This is a genomic window from Bradyrhizobium sp. PSBB068, assembly GCA_016839165.1.
GTDB lineage: Bacteria > Pseudomonadota > Alphaproteobacteria > Rhizobiales > Xanthobacteraceae > Bradyrhizobium.
In genome coordinates this window covers 5,033,473-5,052,135 of record CP069300.1, presented here as the reverse complement: position 1 = coordinate 5,052,135, position 18,663 = coordinate 5,033,473, and the positions used below count along the sequence as shown (strand labels likewise).

General features: G+C 63.9%; 14 protein-coding genes and 1 pseudogene. 12 read left to right on the top strand and 3 right to left on the bottom strand.

The window, feature by feature from the left end:
- Positions 1 to 187 precede the first annotated feature (187 nt).
- Complete coding sequence (locus JQ507_23680; GenBank protein QRI73481.1) at positions 188 to 3,241, top strand: AAA family ATPase; 3,054 nt, start codon at positions 188 to 190, stop codon at positions 3,239 to 3,241.
- Here the strand turns inward: JQ507_23680 and JQ507_23675 are convergent.
- Genes JQ507_23675 through JQ507_23665 form a run of 3 tightly spaced genes read right to left on the bottom strand, consistent with a single transcriptional unit; the run spans position 3,238 to position 7,917 of the window.
- Positions 3,238 to 3,963: a methionyl-tRNA formyltransferase gene (locus JQ507_23675; GenBank protein QRI73480.1), complete on the bottom strand. Its 726-nt coding sequence runs from the start codon at positions 3,961 to 3,963 to the stop codon at positions 3,238 to 3,240. The genes JQ507_23680 and JQ507_23675 overlap by 4 nt on opposite strands.
- Positions 3,964 to 3,995: 32 nt before the next feature.
- A complete protein-coding gene (locus JQ507_23670) occupies positions 3,996 to 5,354 on the bottom strand; it encodes a hypothetical protein (protein ID QRI67939.1) in 1,359 nt (452 codons plus the stop codon).
- Between the two features lie 58 nt (positions 5,355 to 5,412).
- Complete coding sequence (locus JQ507_23665; protein ID QRI67938.1) at positions 5,413 to 7,917, bottom strand: hypothetical protein; 2,505 nt, start codon at positions 7,915 to 7,917, stop codon at positions 5,413 to 5,415.
- A gap of 508 nt (positions 7,918 to 8,425) precedes the next feature.
- Here JQ507_23665 and JQ507_23660 point away from each other — a divergent pair.
- From JQ507_23660 to JQ507_23610, 11 genes and pseudogenes are all read left to right on the top strand, one after another.
- Positions 8,426 to 9,127: an RNA polymerase sigma factor gene (locus JQ507_23660; protein QRI67937.1), complete on the top strand. Its 702-nt coding sequence runs from the start codon at positions 8,426 to 8,428 to the stop codon at positions 9,125 to 9,127.
- Between the two features lie 140 nt (positions 9,128 to 9,267).
- Positions 9,268 to 10,092 carry a flagellin gene (locus tag JQ507_23655; protein ID QRI67936.1) on the top strand — a complete coding sequence of 275 codons (825 nt, stop codon included), beginning with the start codon at positions 9,268 to 9,270 and terminating at the stop codon, positions 10,090 to 10,092.
- 63 nt (positions 10,093 to 10,155) lie between these two features.
- Positions 10,156 to 11,862 (top strand): flagellar filament capping protein FliD, encoded by a 1,707-nt coding sequence (gene fliD, locus JQ507_23650; GenBank protein QRI67935.1) that lies wholly within the window; start codon positions 10,156 to 10,158, stop codon positions 11,860 to 11,862.
- Positions 11,862 to 12,305 carry a flagellar protein FliS gene (locus tag JQ507_23645; protein ID QRI67934.1) on the top strand — a complete coding sequence of 148 codons (444 nt, stop codon included), beginning with the start codon at positions 11,862 to 11,864 and terminating at the stop codon, positions 12,303 to 12,305. The genes fliD and JQ507_23645 overlap by 1 nt, the downstream gene beginning before the upstream one ends.
- 199 nt (positions 12,306 to 12,504) lie before the next feature.
- Positions 12,505 to 12,726 (top strand): annotated as a pseudogene (locus JQ507_23640) (hypothetical protein).
- Between the two features lie 470 nt (positions 12,727 to 13,196).
- The gene (locus tag JQ507_23635; protein QRI67933.1) at positions 13,197 to 13,865 is read left to right on the top strand and encodes a flagellar biosynthesis protein FlgD; all 669 of its coding nucleotides are present in this window, start codon (positions 13,197 to 13,199) and stop codon (positions 13,863 to 13,865) included.
- 19 nt (positions 13,866 to 13,884) lie between these two features.
- Positions 13,885 to 15,192, top strand: a complete 1,308-nt coding sequence (gene flgE, locus JQ507_23630; GenBank protein QRI67932.1) for a flagellar hook protein FlgE — start codon at positions 13,885 to 13,887, stop codon at positions 15,190 to 15,192.
- The gene (locus JQ507_23625; protein ID QRI73479.1) at positions 15,192 to 15,446 is read left to right on the top strand and encodes a hypothetical protein; all 255 of its coding nucleotides are present in this window, start codon (positions 15,192 to 15,194) and stop codon (positions 15,444 to 15,446) included. The genes flgE and JQ507_23625 overlap by 1 nt, the downstream gene beginning before the upstream one ends.
- 19 nt (positions 15,447 to 15,465) lie before the next feature.
- On the top strand, positions 15,466 to 15,921 hold the full coding sequence (locus JQ507_23620; GenBank protein QRI67931.1) for a flagellar protein FlgN: 456 nt from the start codon (positions 15,466 to 15,468) through the stop codon (positions 15,919 to 15,921).
- Positions 15,922 to 15,948: 27 nt separating this feature from the next.
- Positions 15,949 to 17,727: a flagellar hook-associated protein FlgK gene (flgK, locus tag JQ507_23615; GenBank protein QRI67930.1), complete on the top strand. Its 1,779-nt coding sequence runs from the start codon at positions 15,949 to 15,951 to the stop codon at positions 17,725 to 17,727.
- A 10-nt stretch (positions 17,728 to 17,737) separates the two neighbouring features.
- Positions 17,738 to 18,646 carry a flagellin gene (locus JQ507_23610; GenBank protein QRI67929.1) on the top strand — a complete coding sequence of 303 codons (909 nt, stop codon included), beginning with the start codon at positions 17,738 to 17,740 and terminating at the stop codon, positions 18,644 to 18,646.
- The last annotated feature ends 17 nt before the right edge of the window (positions 18,647 to 18,663 follow it).

Here is an 18,663-nt window from a genome sequence, read left to right as displayed (position 1 = left end):
GATTTCGGTCGTGCTTCGACCTACCACTCAAGACTGTATCTCGTCCAGTTCAACAACTTCCCGGATTGGCGCGGATGCGGGCGGGCTGCACGTCCGGATTGATAAGCATGTCCCGATGGGTAATCTCTACTCTAGGCTGCTCACCGGGGGAGCCGGCGATACCGCAGTAGCCTTTGAGAGCAGGGGAATGCTTTGCTTTGCATGCCAGTCGACGATCGGAGCGGACGACAATTGGTGCGCCAAATGCGGTGCTGCTGTAGCTAAGCGCGTGGACCCCGATAGCGAACAACGATTTGTGACGATCCTTCGCGCCGACGTGGTCGACTCGACGGGGCTCGTCGCGGATTTGGACCCCGAAGCGGCCGTCTCGCGCCTGGAGCCGGCCCTGATCGCGATGCGAGGCGCCGTACGCCAGTTTGGCGGCATCGTCAGCAAGGAGCTCGGCGATGGGCTCGCCGCGGTATTTGGCGCGCCGGTCGCTGACGACAACCATGCGCCGCTCGCCTGCCATGCGGCGATCGAGTTGGTCCGACGAGTCGCGGGTTTGGGCGACCCGGGGCTCCAGGTTCGGGTCGGGCTCCATTCGGGGCGCGTGGTCGCCTACATGGTCGCGAGCGAGTACTCCAAGGTTTACGAGATCGGGGGGGCCGCGCAGCACCTTGCGGCACGGCTTGAGGCGGTCGCCGAACCGAACCAGATCTACGCGTCCGAGGCCTGCCAGAACCTTGCCGAAGGCAACGTGCAGTTTGAATATCTGGGTCGGAGGCAGCTCAAGGGATTTAGCGAGCCCTTACCCATCTACCGCGTTGCAAGCGCAACGGATGTCTCCAGCTGGCGGGTACGCAGGGCCCGAAGCGTTGCGCGATTCGTCAACCGGTCGAAGGAAACGGCGCTGCTCAGGCAGTTGGCGCGCGACGCTGACCCCAACCGGCAAACGGCACTCTTGGTTGGCGATCCCGGCATCGGGAAATCGCGGCTGGTGCATGAGTTCGTTGACCAACTCACCCGGGAGGGTTGGCTGCCGATCCATGCCGAATGCAGCCCGAACCTTCAAGGCGCGCCGTTCAGCACGCTCAAGGCACTGATGCTCTCGATCCTGGAGGGAGCCTCAACGGACACGGACAGCCTGGCGAATCTGACAGGGATTCAACGTTCGGCCATCGACGCGGTGCTTGACCGACCGATATCGGATTCGGAATGGGGCGAGCTGGAGCCGCACGCGCGCGGCCGTGCGATCAGCGAAGCATGCTGTGCGATTGTCGAAGGCCTGGTCGTCCGCCGGCGTGCGGTGATCCTCATCGAGGATCTGCACTGGATTGATCGCGCCAGCGAGACCGTTATGGCTGCACTCGCTTCGCTGAGGGCACCCGGCCTGCTGGTGTTGCTGACCAGCCGGCCCAACGGAATTCCGGATTGGGTTGCGCGCAGCAACGCCGAAATCACGGCGTTGCGTTCGCTCGGGGAGGATGCGGGACGCGAGATGCTGGACGACATCCTGGGCGCGTCCGCGAACATGGCTGATCTGAAGAGCCGCGTCGTTCTCCATACGGCCAGCGTACCTCTCTTCATTGAAGAGGTTTGTCGCAGCCTCAAGGACAGTGGAGTCCTCCGGGGACATTGGGGCGACCTGGCGCTCGCGCGCCCGGTCGGCGATCTCGGAATTCCGAGCAGCATTCAAGGCGTCATCGCCACGCGTCTGGATCGCGTATCGAAGGAAGAGCGCTCGCTGTTGCAGATTGCGGCGGCGTTGGGACCGTCTTCGACGGAATCCCTGCTGCGTGAGGTGGCCGGCCTGCCGCAAGAGGCTTTTCAGCGCTGCCTGACGGCGCTCGATCGCGCCGAGTTTCTCGTGAGGATCGATCTCGAGCAGGACAGCTTGCTCGAATTCCCGCACGAGATGGTTCGCCAGGTAACCTACGACTCGATGGTCGAAAAGCTGCGAGAGAGCGTCCATGCCCGTATTCTTGCGACGCTGGAAGACAACGGCAGTTCCTACGATGAGCCTAACAAGCTCTGCTATCACGCAATGCGGGCGAAGGATTGGCAGAAGGCCTTCGCTTACGGCAGAACTGCCGCGCGCAAGAGCCTGGCACGATCGGCATTTGCCGATGCGATCAACTACTTCGAGATCGCAATGGCCGCGCTCGACAAAACGCCGTTCGCCCGCTCGCGCGAAGCGGATGCGATCGACCTTCGTATCGAGGCGCGCACGGCGTTCATGAGCGCCGGCAAGGTCGCCGAATGGTTCGACCTTGGAAGGGATGCGGAGGGACGTGCCAACGCAGTCGACGATATCGGGCGAAAAGTCGCGGCGATGGCGGTCAGGTCGGGAGCCCAGAACTTTTACGGCACGCCGATAGAGGCAATCGAAACCGGCGAGGAGGTTGCTCGCCTGGCCGGGGAATGGGGCAATCCCGGTTGGCTCAACCTGGCTCAGTATAGCCTGGGCCAGGCCTATTTCATCGCCGGCCGGTTCCGCGAGGCCGAGCAGATGCTGGGAGAGGCGTGCCTCCGCCTTTCCGGGCCGGATGCCAGCGCGCCGCCAGGGACCACACCGAGAACACTGCTGTTGCTGTGTTGCATGATGAAGAGCGTAACCCACACGACGCTGGGAGAGATCGACAGCGGTATCGAATTTCACGAGCGCGCGGCAGCGATCGCCAATGAGAGCAATCGACCGTTTGATCGCGTCGCCGCGGGATACAGTGGCGGCTTCCTGATGCTCGGGCAGGGCAACCCCGCGCGAGCAGCTGATATCCTGGAGGAGGCTTTCGCGCTCACGCAGAAGTATGGAATTCGGCTCTTCGTGCCGGTTGTCGCGTGCCATCTCGGTATCGCATATCTGGAGCAGGGGCGTCTCGATCAAGCGCGGCTGACGCTTATTGAAGCCCGGGAGGAAGCCAGATCGGTCGGTTACACCTCGATTGTGCTGCGAACCTCGATCTACCTGGCGCTCGCTGTCAGCCGGCTTGGCGATCCGCAGGCTGCGCTGAACACGTTGAGAGAGGCGCGCAACACTGCGCGGCAGCAGGGCTTCTCCGGCCTGGAAGCCGAGGCGCTGTTCAGCGAGGCAACTATATCGCCTGCCACGAATGCGGACGAGACGAATTTGGTTCTCAACCAGCTGCGCGCGGCAATCGCGATTGCATCGGACAATGGCGCGAAGCCGCTGCTGCACCGGGCCGAAGCGCTGCTAAACGAAATGCTCGCCGATTCTCAGGGAAGCTTCTGGCGGCGCTAGGAAGCTGCGGCGAGCGGCGGCGAGAACACCTGCGGTGCCTCGGGCTCCAGCGTGGCGGTCGTCGCCAGCTGAAAGCGGATACCGTGCACGGAAACGGTCAACGGGATCGTGCGGAAGTCGTCGTGGAAGGCGCGGATCCGGCGGGCGAGCTCGGCCGGGCTGATGCCGGTGGGCAGCTCGCACATGTCGCGGTACATCTGCCTGGTGCTCTTGATGCCGCACCAGGCGATGTCCAATTCCCTGAGCGGTGAGGGCTCGCGGGCAAGCTCGCGCGACATCCGCCAGAAAAGATGCGCAAGCCGAACATAGGCAATCTGCTCGAGCCCGCGCACGCTGATCTTATCGGGAACGATGAAGGACTCGACCCCGACGATGGGACCGGAATCGACACGCGCGGCCATCACATGGGCCGTCGCACCGAACATGCGGGCGCCGTCATAGAGCGCGAAATGCGCCGGCGCCCAGCCGGGATATTGCGGCGGGCCGGGGTGAAAATTGTAGGCGCCGTGGCCAAGCGCCGCCAGAATGCTTTCAGGCACGATGACGCTGGTGGTGAATGCGAGCAGCCGGGCCCCGCGCAACACCTCAGGCTCGATCGCCGCGAGGTCCTCGGCCGTCACCGCGCAGCGGAACGACAGCGCCGGATTGTGCGCCTTCAACAGTTCGGTGAGCGCGAATTGCTGGCTGGCGACGCCGGTGAGAAGGATGATGGTCTTCATGATGTCGGTATCCTTCTCTTACTCTTGTCCTGATGTCAGCCGCGTTGCCCGGCCATGACGACGACGCTGCCGGCGTCGCGGGATTGGCCCACGGTGCGGAACAGGTCGGCCGGCAAAGTCTGCCACGGCGCAATCTCGATGATCCGGTTGTTCGTGCTGGCGGCGGCCGATTTGGCCGAGCCAATATCGTCCTGCCAGGGGCAGAGCGCGAGCTCCAGCCGGCCGAACCCGCCGCAATCGGCAGCGAACGCGTCGGTGATTGCCTCAATACTGGCAGCCATCTCGCGCGCGTCGCTGGTCGCGATGTCGCGCATGATCACGGTGATCGCGTCATTCGAGGCTGCCTGCGACTTGACCACGATCATGGCGTCGCGACCGCCGCTGCGGCTGGCGCGCCGCGCCGGGCGCATCGCGACGCCGAATTCGGCGTCGGGTCCGAGATCGCTGTTGTCGGTGGGCAGGTTGTGGATGATCGTCGTATGGCGAGGCGTGCCGGCGTCCTCCGCGGGGGCATGATACGAGCGCGGCAGCCAGACGGTGTCGAGCGCCATCTGCGACGAGGTCAGGCTCCAGGCCTGGTCGAGCAGGTAGCCCTCCCAGACCGCGGGATAGGCGGTCGCGATGTGATGCCAGTTGCGCAGCAGCGCCTCGGCGGCCGGGGAACGACCGACATACAGAGTGCGCGCCGACATCTCCCACCGGTTCCACTTGTGGAGCGCGATGTCGCAATCGAGGAATGACGGTAGCAGCGGCGGCTCGCTGAGCGTTGCATCGGCCTCGATGAAGAGCAGCGGCTCGCGATGCTCTTCCCACATTCGCAGCATGAAGCCGGACTTCTCGGATGGACGCATGTGCTCGCCGTCGGCAGTGTCGATCGGCACGATGTCGCAGGCGATCTCGAATTCAGCCAGCTTCTCCCGGAGCGCGCGGGCAGGATCGTCGCCGCGGGCGCGGGGATAGCACGAGACCACGCGCAGCGCTGCGTCGGATCGCGCGCCCTCCGCCGGTGCGATGGGACGCCAGTTGAGGCCTCCCCACCACATCTCGTGCGGGCCGTCGAAGCTCGGCCCGATCGTCCCGAAGTCGGTCAGCTTGGACTTCAGGAAATCGAACGCGGGATTCTCGCCGAACGGGATAACGATCGCGCAGTCGGTGCGGAGCGACCGGTAAAGCAATTCAGCAGCGGGGCCGCTCGGCGGTTCGGCGAGGACGATGACGCCATGGTCGCGCCCCGGCTCGGAACCAGCCGGATGGACGGTCGCGCCTCCGAGCCGGTCGGATAGCCAGGCGACCCGCCGGCGCTGCGCAGCGCTCATCCGGATGCCGCTCTCCGCCAGCAATTGATCAAAATTCGTCTGCAAGCCGTCCGCTTGCACCGTGTCAGCCGAAGTCATGCCCGCGCTACCCCTCGTTAACCTTCTACGGGCGGGGCGGCCAGATCAGGCGGACAAATCACTCGGCGCTGGTCGCTTTCGCATCGTTGGCGTTGCGCCAGCTCAGCGTGGCCGCGGGCGCCCGGTTATCGTCGCGGTCCTCGACGGCGAGGATGCGGTCGTGGTCGAGTGCGGTCAGCGCGATCGTGTAGATCGCAACATCGGCTTCGAAGCCGTCGACCGGGATCAGCAGCATGCCGTCGTCGGTGTCGGCACGGAACTGACGGCCGCGCCTCTCGAGGCCGGCATCGATCAGCCGTGCCTCCGCGACCGTCTTCAGGTTCGAGCTCTCAGCAGCCTTCGCGGCGCTCTCGCCGTACTGCACCGTGATGCCGTGGAGCATTCCGTGACGGGTGAGCTTTGCCAGCGGCAGTGCAATGGTCGCGACCGCCATGCGCCGCGACAGCGGAATCCGCAGGCGGAGGTCGCCGAGCCCGGTGTGATAGACGCTGACGGGTTCGAGCGCTGCCTGGCCGTCGTGCCCGAACAGGCCGACCTGCAAGGTGCCGCATTGCGCCTCGCCGAACACGTTCGCAGGCAGGCGGTTGGCGCCGAACAGCGTGTAGAGATAGGCGTGCGACGGCGACAGCGCGGCAAAGCTTCCGGCCAGCCACATCGGCGGCGCCGGTGCAGTGCATGCCGTGGATAGGCCGCGGGCAATGATGCAGTCATTGATGAGGTTGGCGTCGAGCAGCGGCGCCAGCGCCTGCGTGCCGAGGTTGACGTCATGCCTGATACCGCCGAGCAGCACGAGTTCGTCATCGTCGGGCAGCAGCAGCAGGCGTCCGAGCACGGCGGTGGCCCATCGTGCCGCAACAGCGGGGTCCGCATCGGGCTGCAATGCGTAGCGCGGGGCCAAATCGCGGGCGCGCGATGCATAGGCCAGCGCTCCGGATTGCACTTCGTTTGCCAGCGCCAGCTGGGCGGCCGGACGCTGATCGCCCTCGCGCAACACTTCGCCGCCGCGATAATCGCGCGCCGATCCTTCGTCAGAGCAGCAAAGCTGCTCCAGCAACGCGACGTTGCGGATCAGCATGCGCTTGACGTGCGGTGTGACGATGCGATCCGAGATCAGGCCTTCCGCGGTGTCGTCGTCGGCGACGTCGTCGAAGGCATCGTCAAGCGTCAGCAGATAGACGCCGTGCAGGCGAGTGCGAATGCCTTCGCGATCGAAGATCCGCCGCAGCGACTTCTGCACGCTCGCGGAATAGCCGAGGTCGACGAGGATCAGGTCGGTGCAGTCGTCGAAATTCGCGATCTTGGCGCGAATGTAGGCCAGCAGGCGGCTGCGGATACCGGCGGCGATATCGGTGATTTCGCGCGGATCCATCAGATCGGGCAGCGCGTCGGCGAGTTCGCGGCCGCTCGCAATGCCGTCGGGATACTGCGCGAAGAAATTCATCACCGCGGGTGGCTGCACCTTGACGATATCGACGAAGGTCGGCGCGTCGATCTTGACGACCCGGCTCAATAGCTCACTGAGAGGTTCGAGCGTGTCGGCGGAGCCGACCAGGCTGACACGGCGATTGATCTCGAGATAGGCGCCGGTTTCGTCGTGACTTGCCTGCCAGACGCGATAGGGCAGCAGACCGTCGCGGCCAAGGAATCCGATCGCAACGCGTGCGCCCTCGCGCGCCAGCGCCGTCCGCCGCGCTTCGATGAATGCGTCGAACGCCGCCATGACAGGGCCGAGCACGGTCACGCCGAGGTTGAAGGCCGGAGACTGCTCTGCGCTCCGGGCCGTCACCGCGCGCCGTAGCGTGCGCGCGCCGCAATCGAGTCGCGACGGCTGATCGGGGCACAGCAGTTCGAAGATCGACGTCTCTCGCTGGAGCTTCGATGCCAGCGCCGCGCTGGCCTGCGGATAATAGCGCGGGCGGATGCCGTGACGGCGGGCGCCTTTGATATCCGCGTTGTGATTGTCACCGACATGGAACGAGCTCGCGGCGTCGATGCCCTGCTCGGCGAGATAGGCCCCGAACAGCGCCTCGCTCTTGCTGCTGCCGTGATCGCAGGATGCGTAGAGGAAATCCCAGGTCAGTCCGGGGCTGCAGGACCGCAGCAGCTGCGCGAGCTGGTCGGTATTCCAATAGGTGTCGGAGATGAATCCGGTGCGAAAACCGCCGCGCTTCATGTCGATATATTGCTCGAGCATTTCCGGATTGACGCGGCACAGCTCGAGCTCGGCGTCGAATTCGATCCGTGCGAGATCCTGCAACGCATCGCGGTTCAGGCCGAACAACCTGAACGGAAAGTACTTGTAGATGTCGGCGATGCGCACTTCGGTGGTGGCGCTGCGCTCCAGCGCCAGCTTGCGCGCGCGTGCCTCTGCCTGGATTCGATGCTGAACGAAACTGACGGACATGCTCGGAAATTTTTCAGCAATGCGCGAAAGCTGAAAAACCCTTTCAAATACGCCATCTGGCGTCGTGCAGGCACGCAACAGAAATGTATCGAAAACATCGAATGAACATGCAGAAATATTCTGCGCTCGACGCGTTGCGTCGACCGTCATGATCGTCATGCGCAAAATTCCCGCCGGTCCTCATGCGTTGAACGCCTGCGTGAGACAAATCAGGCGCGATCATTCAAAAAAGTTGATGCGGGATTCGAAAACGCGCGCTTCGCGACTGACAGATTCAAAAAATCCGATAACGTCGAAATAGTGATTCGGAAAAAATTGCCTAGTCGAATTCATCGAATGCAAGATGGCGACCAACGGCGATGGATCACCCGCATGCTCCGCGCATGCATGTGTTCGCGTGGCGTTAGTTGATGTGACAACAGCGTTTTCCGACGCGACGAATTCTTCCGCGGGCATGCGAGGCGATGCTGAACGACTGCTCCATTCTCCGTAGAATTGCCGGCTGCGCCTCCGCGCAGCGGCAGCTTTTGCCGGGCAGTCGGCAAAATAATCCAGCTAAGCATTTGAAAAATAACAAAAAAAGTTCGCCTGGTTTACTCCAGCCCTCCGTTCAACGCTCAGAAGCCGTATGGGATGTGTGCCAGCGGCGTTGGTTGGAGAGCGGCGGATGAGTTACGCGCTTGATGTGACGGCAGCGGTCGAGGTGGAGGCCACGGCGGCCGCGGCTGCGCCGGTCGAAGCGGCTGCTCCCTGGAGCAACGTCCCCACCGTTGCCGATGCAGGCCCGCTCGACACCGTCGAGATCCAGGACGAGGACAAGGAACTGCTCGACCGCCTCGCCGCCGGCGACGAGGCGGCGTTTCGTGCTCTCGTCGAACGTCATGTCGATCGCGCCTACGCGATCGCACTGCGCATCGTCGGCAACGCCGCAGACGCCGAAGACGTGGTGCAGGACACGATGCTGAAGGTGTGGACGCATCGCGGCCGCTGGCAGCATGGCCGCGCCAAGTTCTCAACCTGGCTCTATCGCGTCGTCAGCAACCGCTGCATCGATCTGCGTCGCAAGCCGCGCACCGAGAATGTCGATGTCGTGCCCGAGGTCGCCGACACGCAGCTCGATGCGAGCACTGTGATCGAGCGCAATGAAATCGGCAATCTGCTGGAGGTCGCGATGCAGCGGCTGCCCGAGCAGCAGCGCGTCGCGGTGATCCTCTCGTATCACGAGAACATGAGCAACGGCGAGATCGCCGAGGTGATGGACACGACCGTAGCCGCAGTGGAGTCGCTGCTGAAGCGCGGGCGACAACAGCTTCGCGAGATGCTGAAGCGGCACGAGCGTGACCTGCGCGGCGCGTTTACCGACTGCTAACCATAAATTCCGGCTTCTGAAGATTTCGCGCCTGACCACCGACGGCCGACCCGTTTGATCGGGCGGACGGGGGCTGGAACCGCGTCACCTCACTTTCTCACGATGCGGCATGCCATGCCCCATCAGCACAGGAGCTACTCATGCCCGCAATTTCCACCAACACCGCCGCCAACTCCGCGGTCCGCTACCTCAACATCAATTCGATGCAGGAAACCAGCGCGCTGTCGAAGCTGTCGAGCGGCTCGCGCATCACCTCGGCGTCCGACGACGCCGCCGGCCTCGCGATCTCGACCCGCATTTCCTCCGACATCACGACGCTGCAGCAGGCCGCCACCAACGCGGCGCAGGCGACCTCGATCCTGCAGACCGCCGACGGCGGCGCCTCCAACATCTCGGACATCCTGGCCCGCATGAAGTCGCTGGCCTCCGAGTCCGCCTCCGGCACCGTCGCCGATTCCAGCCGTGCCTACATCAACTCGGAATTCACGCAGCTCAAGGGCGAAATCGACTCGATCGCTACCGGCACCCGCTACAGCAGCCAGAGCCTGCTGGATGGTTCGAGCGTGTTCTCCTCGGGCGTCGCGGTGCTGGTCGGCTCGACCTCGGCGGACACCATCACCATCACGCTGACCAACCTCACCGCGTCCTCGCTCGGCGTCACCTCGCTCGACGTTTCGACGCTGTCGGCTGCCACCAGCGCGATGTCGGCCCTCGACAGCGCCATCGACAGCGTGTCGTCCGCCCGTGCCGAGATCGGTGCCCAGGAATCGCGCTTCAACTTCAGCGCCGACTCGATTTCGACCCAGACCCAGAACCTGCAGTCCGCCAATTCGGCGATCAAGGACGTCGATATCGCCGCCGAGCAGGCGACGCTGTCTTCGGCCGAAGTGAAGACCCAGGCCGCGGTTTCGGCGGAAACGGCGGCAAACCAGATGCCGCAGTACCTGCTGAAGCTGCTCGGCTAGTTTGAACGGCTGATCGGGCCGGCATGATGCCGGCCCGATTCTTGTTGCGGCGGAAGTGTCGACATGACGGTTAGCAGCGCGACCTCGGGCACCTCGAGCACGTCAAGCACGACGTCGGCGAGCTCCGCCAGCACGGTGACAACGACCGGCACCACTAATTCGGCCAGTATCGACTGGACCGCGCTGATCAACGCCGAGGTCAACGCCAAGCTCGCGCAGGCGACCAACATCACGACATCGATCACTGCGAACCAGGCCAAGATCACCGCCTACCAATCCCTGCAGACCGAGCTGTCGACGCTGGCCAGCGGCCTGTCGTCGCTCAGCACCTCGATCATCAACTCGATCGCCACCAATGCGTTCGCCACGCGCTCGGCGACGATTTCCTCCACCGGCGACGTCAGCGCCTCCTCGGCACTCAACATGAGCGTCAACAGCGGCTCGGCGACCGGCAATCACACGCTCCAGATCACCCAGCTCGCGACCGCGCAGAAGGTGATCGGCTCGACGCAATCGAGCACGTCGACGGCGCTGGGCCTCTCCGGCACGTTTTCGCTGGGGCTGGCCGGCGGCAGCAGCGCCGCGATCTCGATCACCAGCGGCATGTCGATGCAGGATGTCGCCGACACCATCAATGCCCAGACCTCGACCACCAACGTCCAGGCCTCGATCGTCCAGGTGTCGAGCGGGTCCTATGAGATGGTGCTGACGGGGACCCAGGATGCCGCCAACATCACCTATTCGTCGACCTCGGGCGACGACATCATGAACAAGCTCGGCGTCACCGACACGACGGGGGCCTTCACCAATGTGCTGCAGAAGGCGCAGTCCGCGCAATTCAGCCTCGACGGCATCGCGCTTACCCGCAACACCAACGATATTTCCGACGTGCTCTCCGGCGTCACCTTCGATCTGCTGCAGCCGACGCCGAGCGGCACCAGCCTGAACATCAGCATCCAGACCGACACCAGCCAGATCACCACGGCGCTGCAGACCTTCGTCACCAACTACAATGCGTTTCGCGACCAGGTGATCGCACAGTCCGCGCAGAACTCCGACGGCACGGCCGCATCGAGCGCCGTGCTGTTCGGCGACAGCACGATGCGCGATATCATGACCCAGCTCCAGCAGGTGCTGAGCGGGACCGTGAACGGCATGACGATGGCCGATCTCGGCCTGTCGTTCAACGAGAACAACGAGCTGCAGCTCGACACCGGCACGCTGTCGACCGTGCTGACGCAGAATCTCGCCGGTGTCACCAAGCTGCTGTCGGCGCAGACCACGACCTCGTCGAGCCAGTTGAACGTCGTCAACACCGGCACGTCGCCGCAATCCTTCACGCTCGACGTGACGGTGGATTCGACCGGGACGCTGAACGGCGCGTCCGTCGGCGGCGACAGTTCCGGCTTTTCGGTCGTCGGCAACACCATTATCGGCAACTCGGGCACGATCTACGCCGGGATGGCGTTCACCTACACCGGTTCGACCTCGCAATCGATCACCGTGTCGTCGACATCAGGCCTTGCATCGCAGATCTACCAGCTCGCGCACACCAATGCCGGGACCAGCGGCCAGCTGCAGACGCTGATCACCAATCTGCAGTCGCGCGACACCGACCTGCAATCCCAGGTCAGCGACATCCAGAGCAATGCGGCGACGTTCAAGGCGCAGCTGCAGCTTCAATTCGCCAATTACCAGGCCGCCATCGAAAGCGCGAACAACACGCTGGGCTACCTGAGCGCCCTCCTGAACGCATCATCGAGTAAATAATGACCCAGAATGCAATGGCCTACCACGCCAACAATGCCTACCGATCCGCCGCGGTGGCGGTGCCGCCGTTGAAGGCGGTGGTGATGCTGTGCGACGGCGCCATCACGTTTCTGCAGAAGGCGCTGGATGCGCACGAGGCGAAGCGCTTCGAGGAAGGCCACGCCCATCTGACGCGGGCGACCGCGATCCTGCGTGGACTGAGCCACAATCTCGACGTCACCCGCGGCGGGGCGATGGCCGATCGCCTGTTCCGGACCTACAATGCCCTGATCATGGCATGCCTGCGCTCCTATGGGCGACCGCAGGCCAAGGAGAATTTCCGGCGCATCATCGCCAGCCTGACGGAGCTTCGCGACGCCTGGAAGTTCGTCGAGGCAACCGCCGGCAAGGCCGCCAAGGCCAAGACATCCGAGAAGACGCTCGAATCAGCCGCCGGCCGCTGAGCGCGGGACGGCACGAATCGCCCGGCGAAGCGGCCTTTCCGGGCGGGGGGCAGGGCGCCCGGGCGGGCGTCCTGATGGGGAAAATGGCCGCCCGGTGAGCACCATGCTGGACCTGACGCTGCGGCGGCGGAAATTGATTTCCGCCGTCCCGCGAATGCTTTATGACGGCCTTGGCGACGAGGCTGGATCTGCACGCGGGATGGACGTTGCGACATTCGAAGACCTGATCGACCGGCTGGGGGAGGACCTATCCCGCTGGCCCGATGATCAGCGTCTTGCCGCCGTCCAGCTGCTGGCTTCTTCGGCCGAAGCGCGGACGCTCTATGAGCAGGCGAGCGCAGTGCGCCGGGCGCTCGCGGCGCCACCGGTTCGTGCCCCCAAGGGCCTTGCCGACCGCATCGTGACCGCGGCGGCGCAACTGCCCCAAAGGGAACTGCCGCAAGAGGACCTGCCGCAAGAGGATCTGCCGCAAGCGTCGGGCTCGGAGCCGGCTTCGCCCGACGCGCAGCCAAACGATGCGCAAGGGCCAGGCGAATCCGCCCAGCAAGGCAAGGTGCTGCCGGCCCTGTTGCTGGCGCTGTGCCTGCTGCCCGCGCTGGCGCCGCCGGCATTGATGCTCGGCGAACCGGATCTGCTGCTCAGCCTCTCGCTCTAAGCTTCCGCATCGCCTTTGCGGCACGCCGCGCCTTCGCGTGGCGCGTTGGCCTGCATGCATTTGGACGCCTCGGGACCGCGGCCGATCGGCAGATTCTGCCGATTAATCAAGTGATTCCGCACGGATGAATCCGCGCCTGAATTCGGCGCGTCATCCGTTTTATCTGCGAACGACTTCACGATCCCAATGTTTCAACGCGTTCCGTCGCCTTAGCCAGCGGCGAAGAGAGCCTTGTCATGACCGTTTCCTCGGCAACCTCTGCTGCAACCTCCGCCGCCTCGGGCTCGTCGAGTTCGTCGACGAGCGCGTCGATGGGGATGAGCTCGACCGATTTCCTCAACCTGCTCGTCAGCGAGCTGCAGAACCAGGATCCGCTGAACGCCACCAGCACGACCGACTTCATCAACCAGCTCACCTCCTACGCCAACTTCACCGAACAGCAGTCGACCAACGCCAGCATGACGTCGCTCGCGAACTCGTTCTCGAGCCTCGTGACGCTCAACTCGGTCAACTACATCGGCCACACCGTCGAGGCGAAGACGAACACGGCGGAGCTCACCAACGGCTCGGCGACCTTCGGCTACTCGCTCACCTCGGCCGCTTCCAACGTCGCGATCAAGATCCAGGATTCCTCCGGCAATACGGTGTGGAGCGGCAAGGGGACCGGAAATGCCGGCTCCAACACCTTCGCCTGGAATGGTCAGACCACGAGCGGCACCCAGCTCAGCAATGGCGGCCAGTACACGATCCAGGTGAACGCGACCGACGCGGCCGGGAACTCGCTGCTCAGCTACACCACGATGACTGGAACGGTGACCGGGATCGATGCCTCCGGCTCGACGCCCTCGTTGCTCGTGAACGGCGTCCCGGTCAGCGCCGCCAACATCATCGGCGTCACGTCCTGATTGCTTCCGGAGTATTATCATGAGTCTCACTGGTGCACTTTCCTCGGCGATCTCGGCGCTCAACGCGCAGAGCCAGTCGCTGGCAATGATTTCCGATAATATTTCGAACGCCGACACCACGGGCTACAAGACCACGTCGGCGATGTTCAACGATCTGGTGACGGCGTCGAGCAGCGCCACCTCATACACATCCGGCGGCGTCAATGTATCCGGCCGCGCCAACATCACCCAGCAGGGATTGCTCGCCGCGACCACCAACGCCACCGACGTCGCGATCCAGGGCAGCGGCTTCTTCGTCACCACCAATGCGACGACCGGCGGCACCACCTCCTACACCCGCAACGGCGCGTTCACGACGGACAACTCGGGATATCTCGTCAACAACGGCAATTACCTCGAGGGGTGGCGCACCGACGCTCAAGGCAACATCATCGGTAATGCCTCCGCCTCCAGCCTGGCGCCGATCAACACGCAAGCGGTCGCCACCAGTGGCAGCGCCACCACAAAGACGACATTTGCCTTGAACCTGCCGTCTGATGCGGCAGTTACGGCAACACCCCCCACCGCCGCCGCTCCCGCGTTCACCAGCTCGATGACGGTCTACGATTCGCTGGGAACCGCGAGTTCGGTCGAGGTCACCTGGGCGAAGACCGGCACCAACACTTGGACGGCCTCGTTTGGCCAGCCGAAACTGGCGTCGGACCCCACCAAGACCACAGCCGCTCCGATCACCGATACTGTATCGATCACCTTCAACCCCGACGGGTCGCTGGCCTCGACGACGCCGGCCAATCCGAGCATCAGCATAACCGGCTGGACCGATGGCGCGGCCGACAGTTCCGGCACCAGCGCCATTGCGCTCGATTTCGGCACGGCCGGCAAGACCGACGGATTGACGCAATACTCGTCGGGGCAAACGACACCCGCGATCAATCTTACCAGCATCAACTCGGACGGCCTGCCTTACGGCAAGCTGAGCAGCATCGCGATCGGCAAGGGCGGCGTGGTCGACGCCACCTACTCCAACGGGCAGACCATCGCGATCTACAAGATCGCGGTCGCGACCTTCAGCGACCCCAACGGTTTGACCGCGGCAAGCGACGGCATGTACTCGGCGACGGCGGCCTCCGGCAACGCCACGCTACAGACCTCGGGCAACAACGGTGCGGGCACGATCTACGGCAGCGAGCTGGAATCGAGCACCACCGATACCAGCGGCCAGTTCTCCAACATGATCTCGGCCCAGCAGGCCTATTCGGCTGCGTCGCAGGTGATCACCACCGTCAACAAGATGTTCGATACGCTGATCTCGGCGGTGTCGCGATGATGGCAAACGCAAGCCGCGAAGATGCCCTGTTGCGAAAGCTGCGGCGCCTGACCGCGCGAGCCGCCAGCGTCAGGGCCGGCGATCGGGCGCAGCTCATTGCGCTGCTCGACGATATCGGAACCTTACGCGATCTGCTGATGCGCGAATGCGTACGGCTCGACCAGGAATTCAACCGGGCTTCGGCCCGGGTAACGGCCATCACCGCATATGGGCGCAGCGCACAATCGGTTCGCGCCCTGCGTCGCGGACACTAGCTTGAACGGGAGCGATGACATGACACCGGAACGCAACATCAAGATCAATCCCGCGGGCAATGACGAGCGCGCCAGGTCGTTGATCACGCTGATCGACAATCTGATCGCGATCGTGAACGAGGAGAATGTCGAGCTCGCCAAGGGGCTACCGGCCTCGCGGCTGAAGCAGGTCGACGAGAAGAACCGGCTTGCCTCCTTGTTCGAGCAGTGCGTGGCGGAAGCCGTCGGCAAGGCCGCAAACCTCAACGTCCAGGATCGCGTGCTGCGGGAGCAGCTGCTGGATCGGATCCTGAAGCTCCGGGTCGCGATGGACGAGAATGTGATGCGGCTGCGCGCGGCGATCGATGCCAGCAACCGCAGGATCGAGGCGATCATGCAGGCGATCCGCGAGCAGATCGCCAACGTATCGCCCTACGGCGCCGGCGGCCGTCGCGTCACGTCCGCGATGTCCTATGGCACCAACGTGCGGGCCTGATCGGGCCGGCGCCGGAGGGAGTGGGTCGTGTCGTCGCTCGATATTGCACGAAGCATCGCATTCAGCGGGCTGTCCGCCACGCAGGTGCAGATCAGCATCGCCTCGGCGAATATCTCCAATGCCGACACCAAGGGCTATACCGAGAAGACCGCCAACCAGAGCAGCAACGTCACTGCAGGCGTCGGCACCGGTGTCACGATCACCGGGATCAGCAGCGCGGTCGACAAGCTGCTCTTGAAGTCGCTGGTCGGAGCCGATTCCGATCTCGGTGCCGCCAACACCAACAACAGCTATCTGACCGAGCTGCAGCAGCTCTACGGCAGCACGTCGAGTGGAGGCAGTTCGACGACGGGCACCTCGCTCGCCAACACGCTCGCAGCATTCGAATCGGCGCTGTCGTCGCTGGCGAGCACGCCGAGCAGCGCGTCGCTGCAGTCGAACGCCGTCAGCGCGCTCAGCGCGGTGACGACGCAGCTGCAGCAGACCTCGACGGGTATCCAGAAGCTGCGTGCCAATGCCGACCAGGACATCGCCTCGTCGGTCAGCGACATCAATTCCGATCTGCAGCAGATCTCCGACCTCAACAAGCAGATCAAGCAGGAGGCGGCCGCGGGCCAGCCCACTGCCGACCTCGAGGACCAGCGCAACAGTGCGCTGCAGGACCTCGCGTCGCAAATGAATGTGAGCTATTTCACCACATCGAGCGGCGATCTGCAGATCTATACCGGCTCGGGGCAGGCGCTGGTCGACAGCACGGCCCATCCCCTAAGCTTCACCCCGACGTCCAATGTGACGGCATCGACGACGTATGTCGCGGGCTCGCCGACGAGCGGCTTCAGTGGCATCACCGTCAACGGGGTCGACATCACTTCGCAGATCTCCTCCGGCAAGGTCAGCGCGTTGGTCAACCTGCGTGATCAGACGCTGCCGGCCGCGCAGTCGCAGCTCGACGAGCTCGCCCAGCAGCTGACCGCCAGCGTCAACGCGGTATCGAACCAGGGCACATCGGTGCCGCCCCCGGCCAGCCTGACCGGAACTGCCACCGTGAGCAACGCGACGCCGCTCTCGGCGACCGGCACGGTGCGGATCGCGGTCGCGGACAAGAGCGGCAACCTCGTCTCCTACCAGGACCTCAATCTGGCGTCCTATACGACAGTCGGCGCGCTCGCCACAGCGATCAACGGAATCTCGGGCGTGTCCGCGTCGGTCGATGCCAACGGACACCTGACGATCTCTGCCTCTGGATCGGGCAACGGCATTGCCATCAACGAGATGACGAGCTCGGTCGGCAGCTCGGCGGAGGGATTCTCGGATTACTTCGGGCTCAACGACCTGATCACCGGCACCAGCGCTTCGAATATTGCGGTACGTAGCGATATCCTCAACGGCACGGCGGCGCTGCCGACGTCGACGCTCGACGCGTCGTCAACCCTGGCGGTTGGAAGCTCGGTGCTGTCGGCGGGCTCGGCGACCGTCGTGAATGCACTCTCGAGCGCGCTGACGGGGTCGACCAATTTCGCCATGGCGGGCGGGCTCGGCGCCACCACCGGCTCCTTCACCGACTACGCGGCAGCGATCGTTGCCAACGTCGCTGGCAAGGCCGCTCAGGCGTCGTCGACCTACACCGCCAAGCAGACCGCGCAGTCGACTTATGCGAGCTCGATGTCGTCGCAATCCGGCGTCAACATCGACCAGGAAAGCGCGAACCTGAGTGCATTGCAGAACAAATACGCTGCCGCGTCCCAGATCATCACGTCCATTAACGCCATGTTCTCGGCGTTGATGACCGCGATGACCACAGCGTGAGGCCATCGTCATGATGATGCGTGTTGCTACCTTTGCGCTGTCGGATCAGATGGTCACCGGTGCGCTGCGCCTACAGGCCGCAATGGCCAATGAACAGGTGCAGGAGTCCTCCGGACTGCAATCCGAGGACTTCGGCGGCTACGGCTCCAACGCCGGGCGCGTGATCAATCTGCAGGTGTCGGTGACGCGTGCCCAGACCTATATCGATGCCAGCAATCTCGCCGACAACAAGGTGCAGGCGATGTATTCGGCGGTCGGCTCGGTGACCGATATCATTACACAGCTTCGCACCCAACTCAGCGCGGCGACCACCGGCAGCAGCACGGCGACGGCGTCGGTGATCAACTATGCCCAGCAGGCGATATCGCAGATGCAGGGCCTGCTCAACACCCAGTATGACGGTGAGTATGTCTTCAGCGGCGCCCGCACCGACACCGCGCCCGTTGATCTGTCGAGCTATGACACCGGCACCGGATCGTTGACGACGTCTGACACCAGCTACTACAAGGGCGACAGCGAGATCGCCTCGGTGCGGGTTTCGGACAGTCAGTCCGTTTCCTACGGCGTCACCGCCGACAATCCGGCCTTCGAGCAGGTCATGCGGTTGTTGAAATACGTCGGCAACAGCACGACGTTGACGTCGAGCAATATCTCGCAGGCGCTCGACCTTGCCAGCAATGCGCTGGATGCGACATCCACGGTGCAGGCAAAGCTTTCGACGGCCGCGTCGCAGATCGAGACCGCCAGCACCAGCCAGAGCGATTACCAGAATTTCGCGAAAACCCTGTCGACCAACCTCACCAGCGTCGACGTCGCTGCGGTGACGGCGCAGTTGTCGACCTATCAGGCGCAACTGACGGCGTCCTATTCGGCGATCGCCAAGATCCAGAGCATGAACCTGGCCAACTATCTGAAATAGCGGGCCGCCGCGAGCGG

Excerpts from the sequence above, each read along its gene's own strand:
- JQ507_23680 (QRI73481.1), top strand. The coding sequence starts at position 188 with ATGCTTTGCTTTGCATGCCAGTCGACGATCGGAGCGGACGACAATTGG.
- JQ507_23645 (QRI67934.1), top strand. The coding sequence starts at position 11,862 with ATGACCCAGAATGCAATGGCCTACCACGCCAACAATGCCTACCGATCC.
- JQ507_23655 (QRI67936.1), top strand. The coding sequence starts at position 9,268 with ATGCCCGCAATTTCCACCAACACCGCCGCCAACTCCGCGGTCCGCTAC.
- JQ507_23665 (QRI67938.1), bottom strand. The coding sequence starts at position 7,917 with ATGACGATCATGACGGTCGACGCAACGCGTCGAGCGCAGAATATTTCT.
- JQ507_23620 (QRI67931.1), top strand. The coding sequence starts at position 15,466 with ATGACACCGGAACGCAACATCAAGATCAATCCCGCGGGCAATGACGAG.
- JQ507_23670 (QRI67939.1), bottom strand. The coding sequence starts at position 5,354 with ATGACTTCGGCTGACACGGTGCAAGCGGACGGCTTGCAGACGAATTTT.
- fliD (QRI67935.1), top strand. The coding sequence starts at position 10,156 with ATGACGGTTAGCAGCGCGACCTCGGGCACCTCGAGCACGTCAAGCACG.
- JQ507_23610 (QRI67929.1), top strand. The coding sequence starts at position 17,738 with ATGATGATGCGTGTTGCTACCTTTGCGCTGTCGGATCAGATGGTCACC.
- JQ507_23660 (QRI67937.1), top strand. The coding sequence starts at position 8,426 with ATGAGTTACGCGCTTGATGTGACGGCAGCGGTCGAGGTGGAGGCCACG.
- JQ507_23635 (QRI67933.1), top strand. The coding sequence starts at position 13,197 with ATGACCGTTTCCTCGGCAACCTCTGCTGCAACCTCCGCCGCCTCGGGC.
- flgE (QRI67932.1), top strand. The coding sequence starts at position 13,885 with ATGAGTCTCACTGGTGCACTTTCCTCGGCGATCTCGGCGCTCAACGCG.
- JQ507_23625 (QRI73479.1), top strand. The coding sequence starts at position 15,192 with ATGGCAAACGCAAGCCGCGAAGATGCCCTGTTGCGAAAGCTGCGGCGC.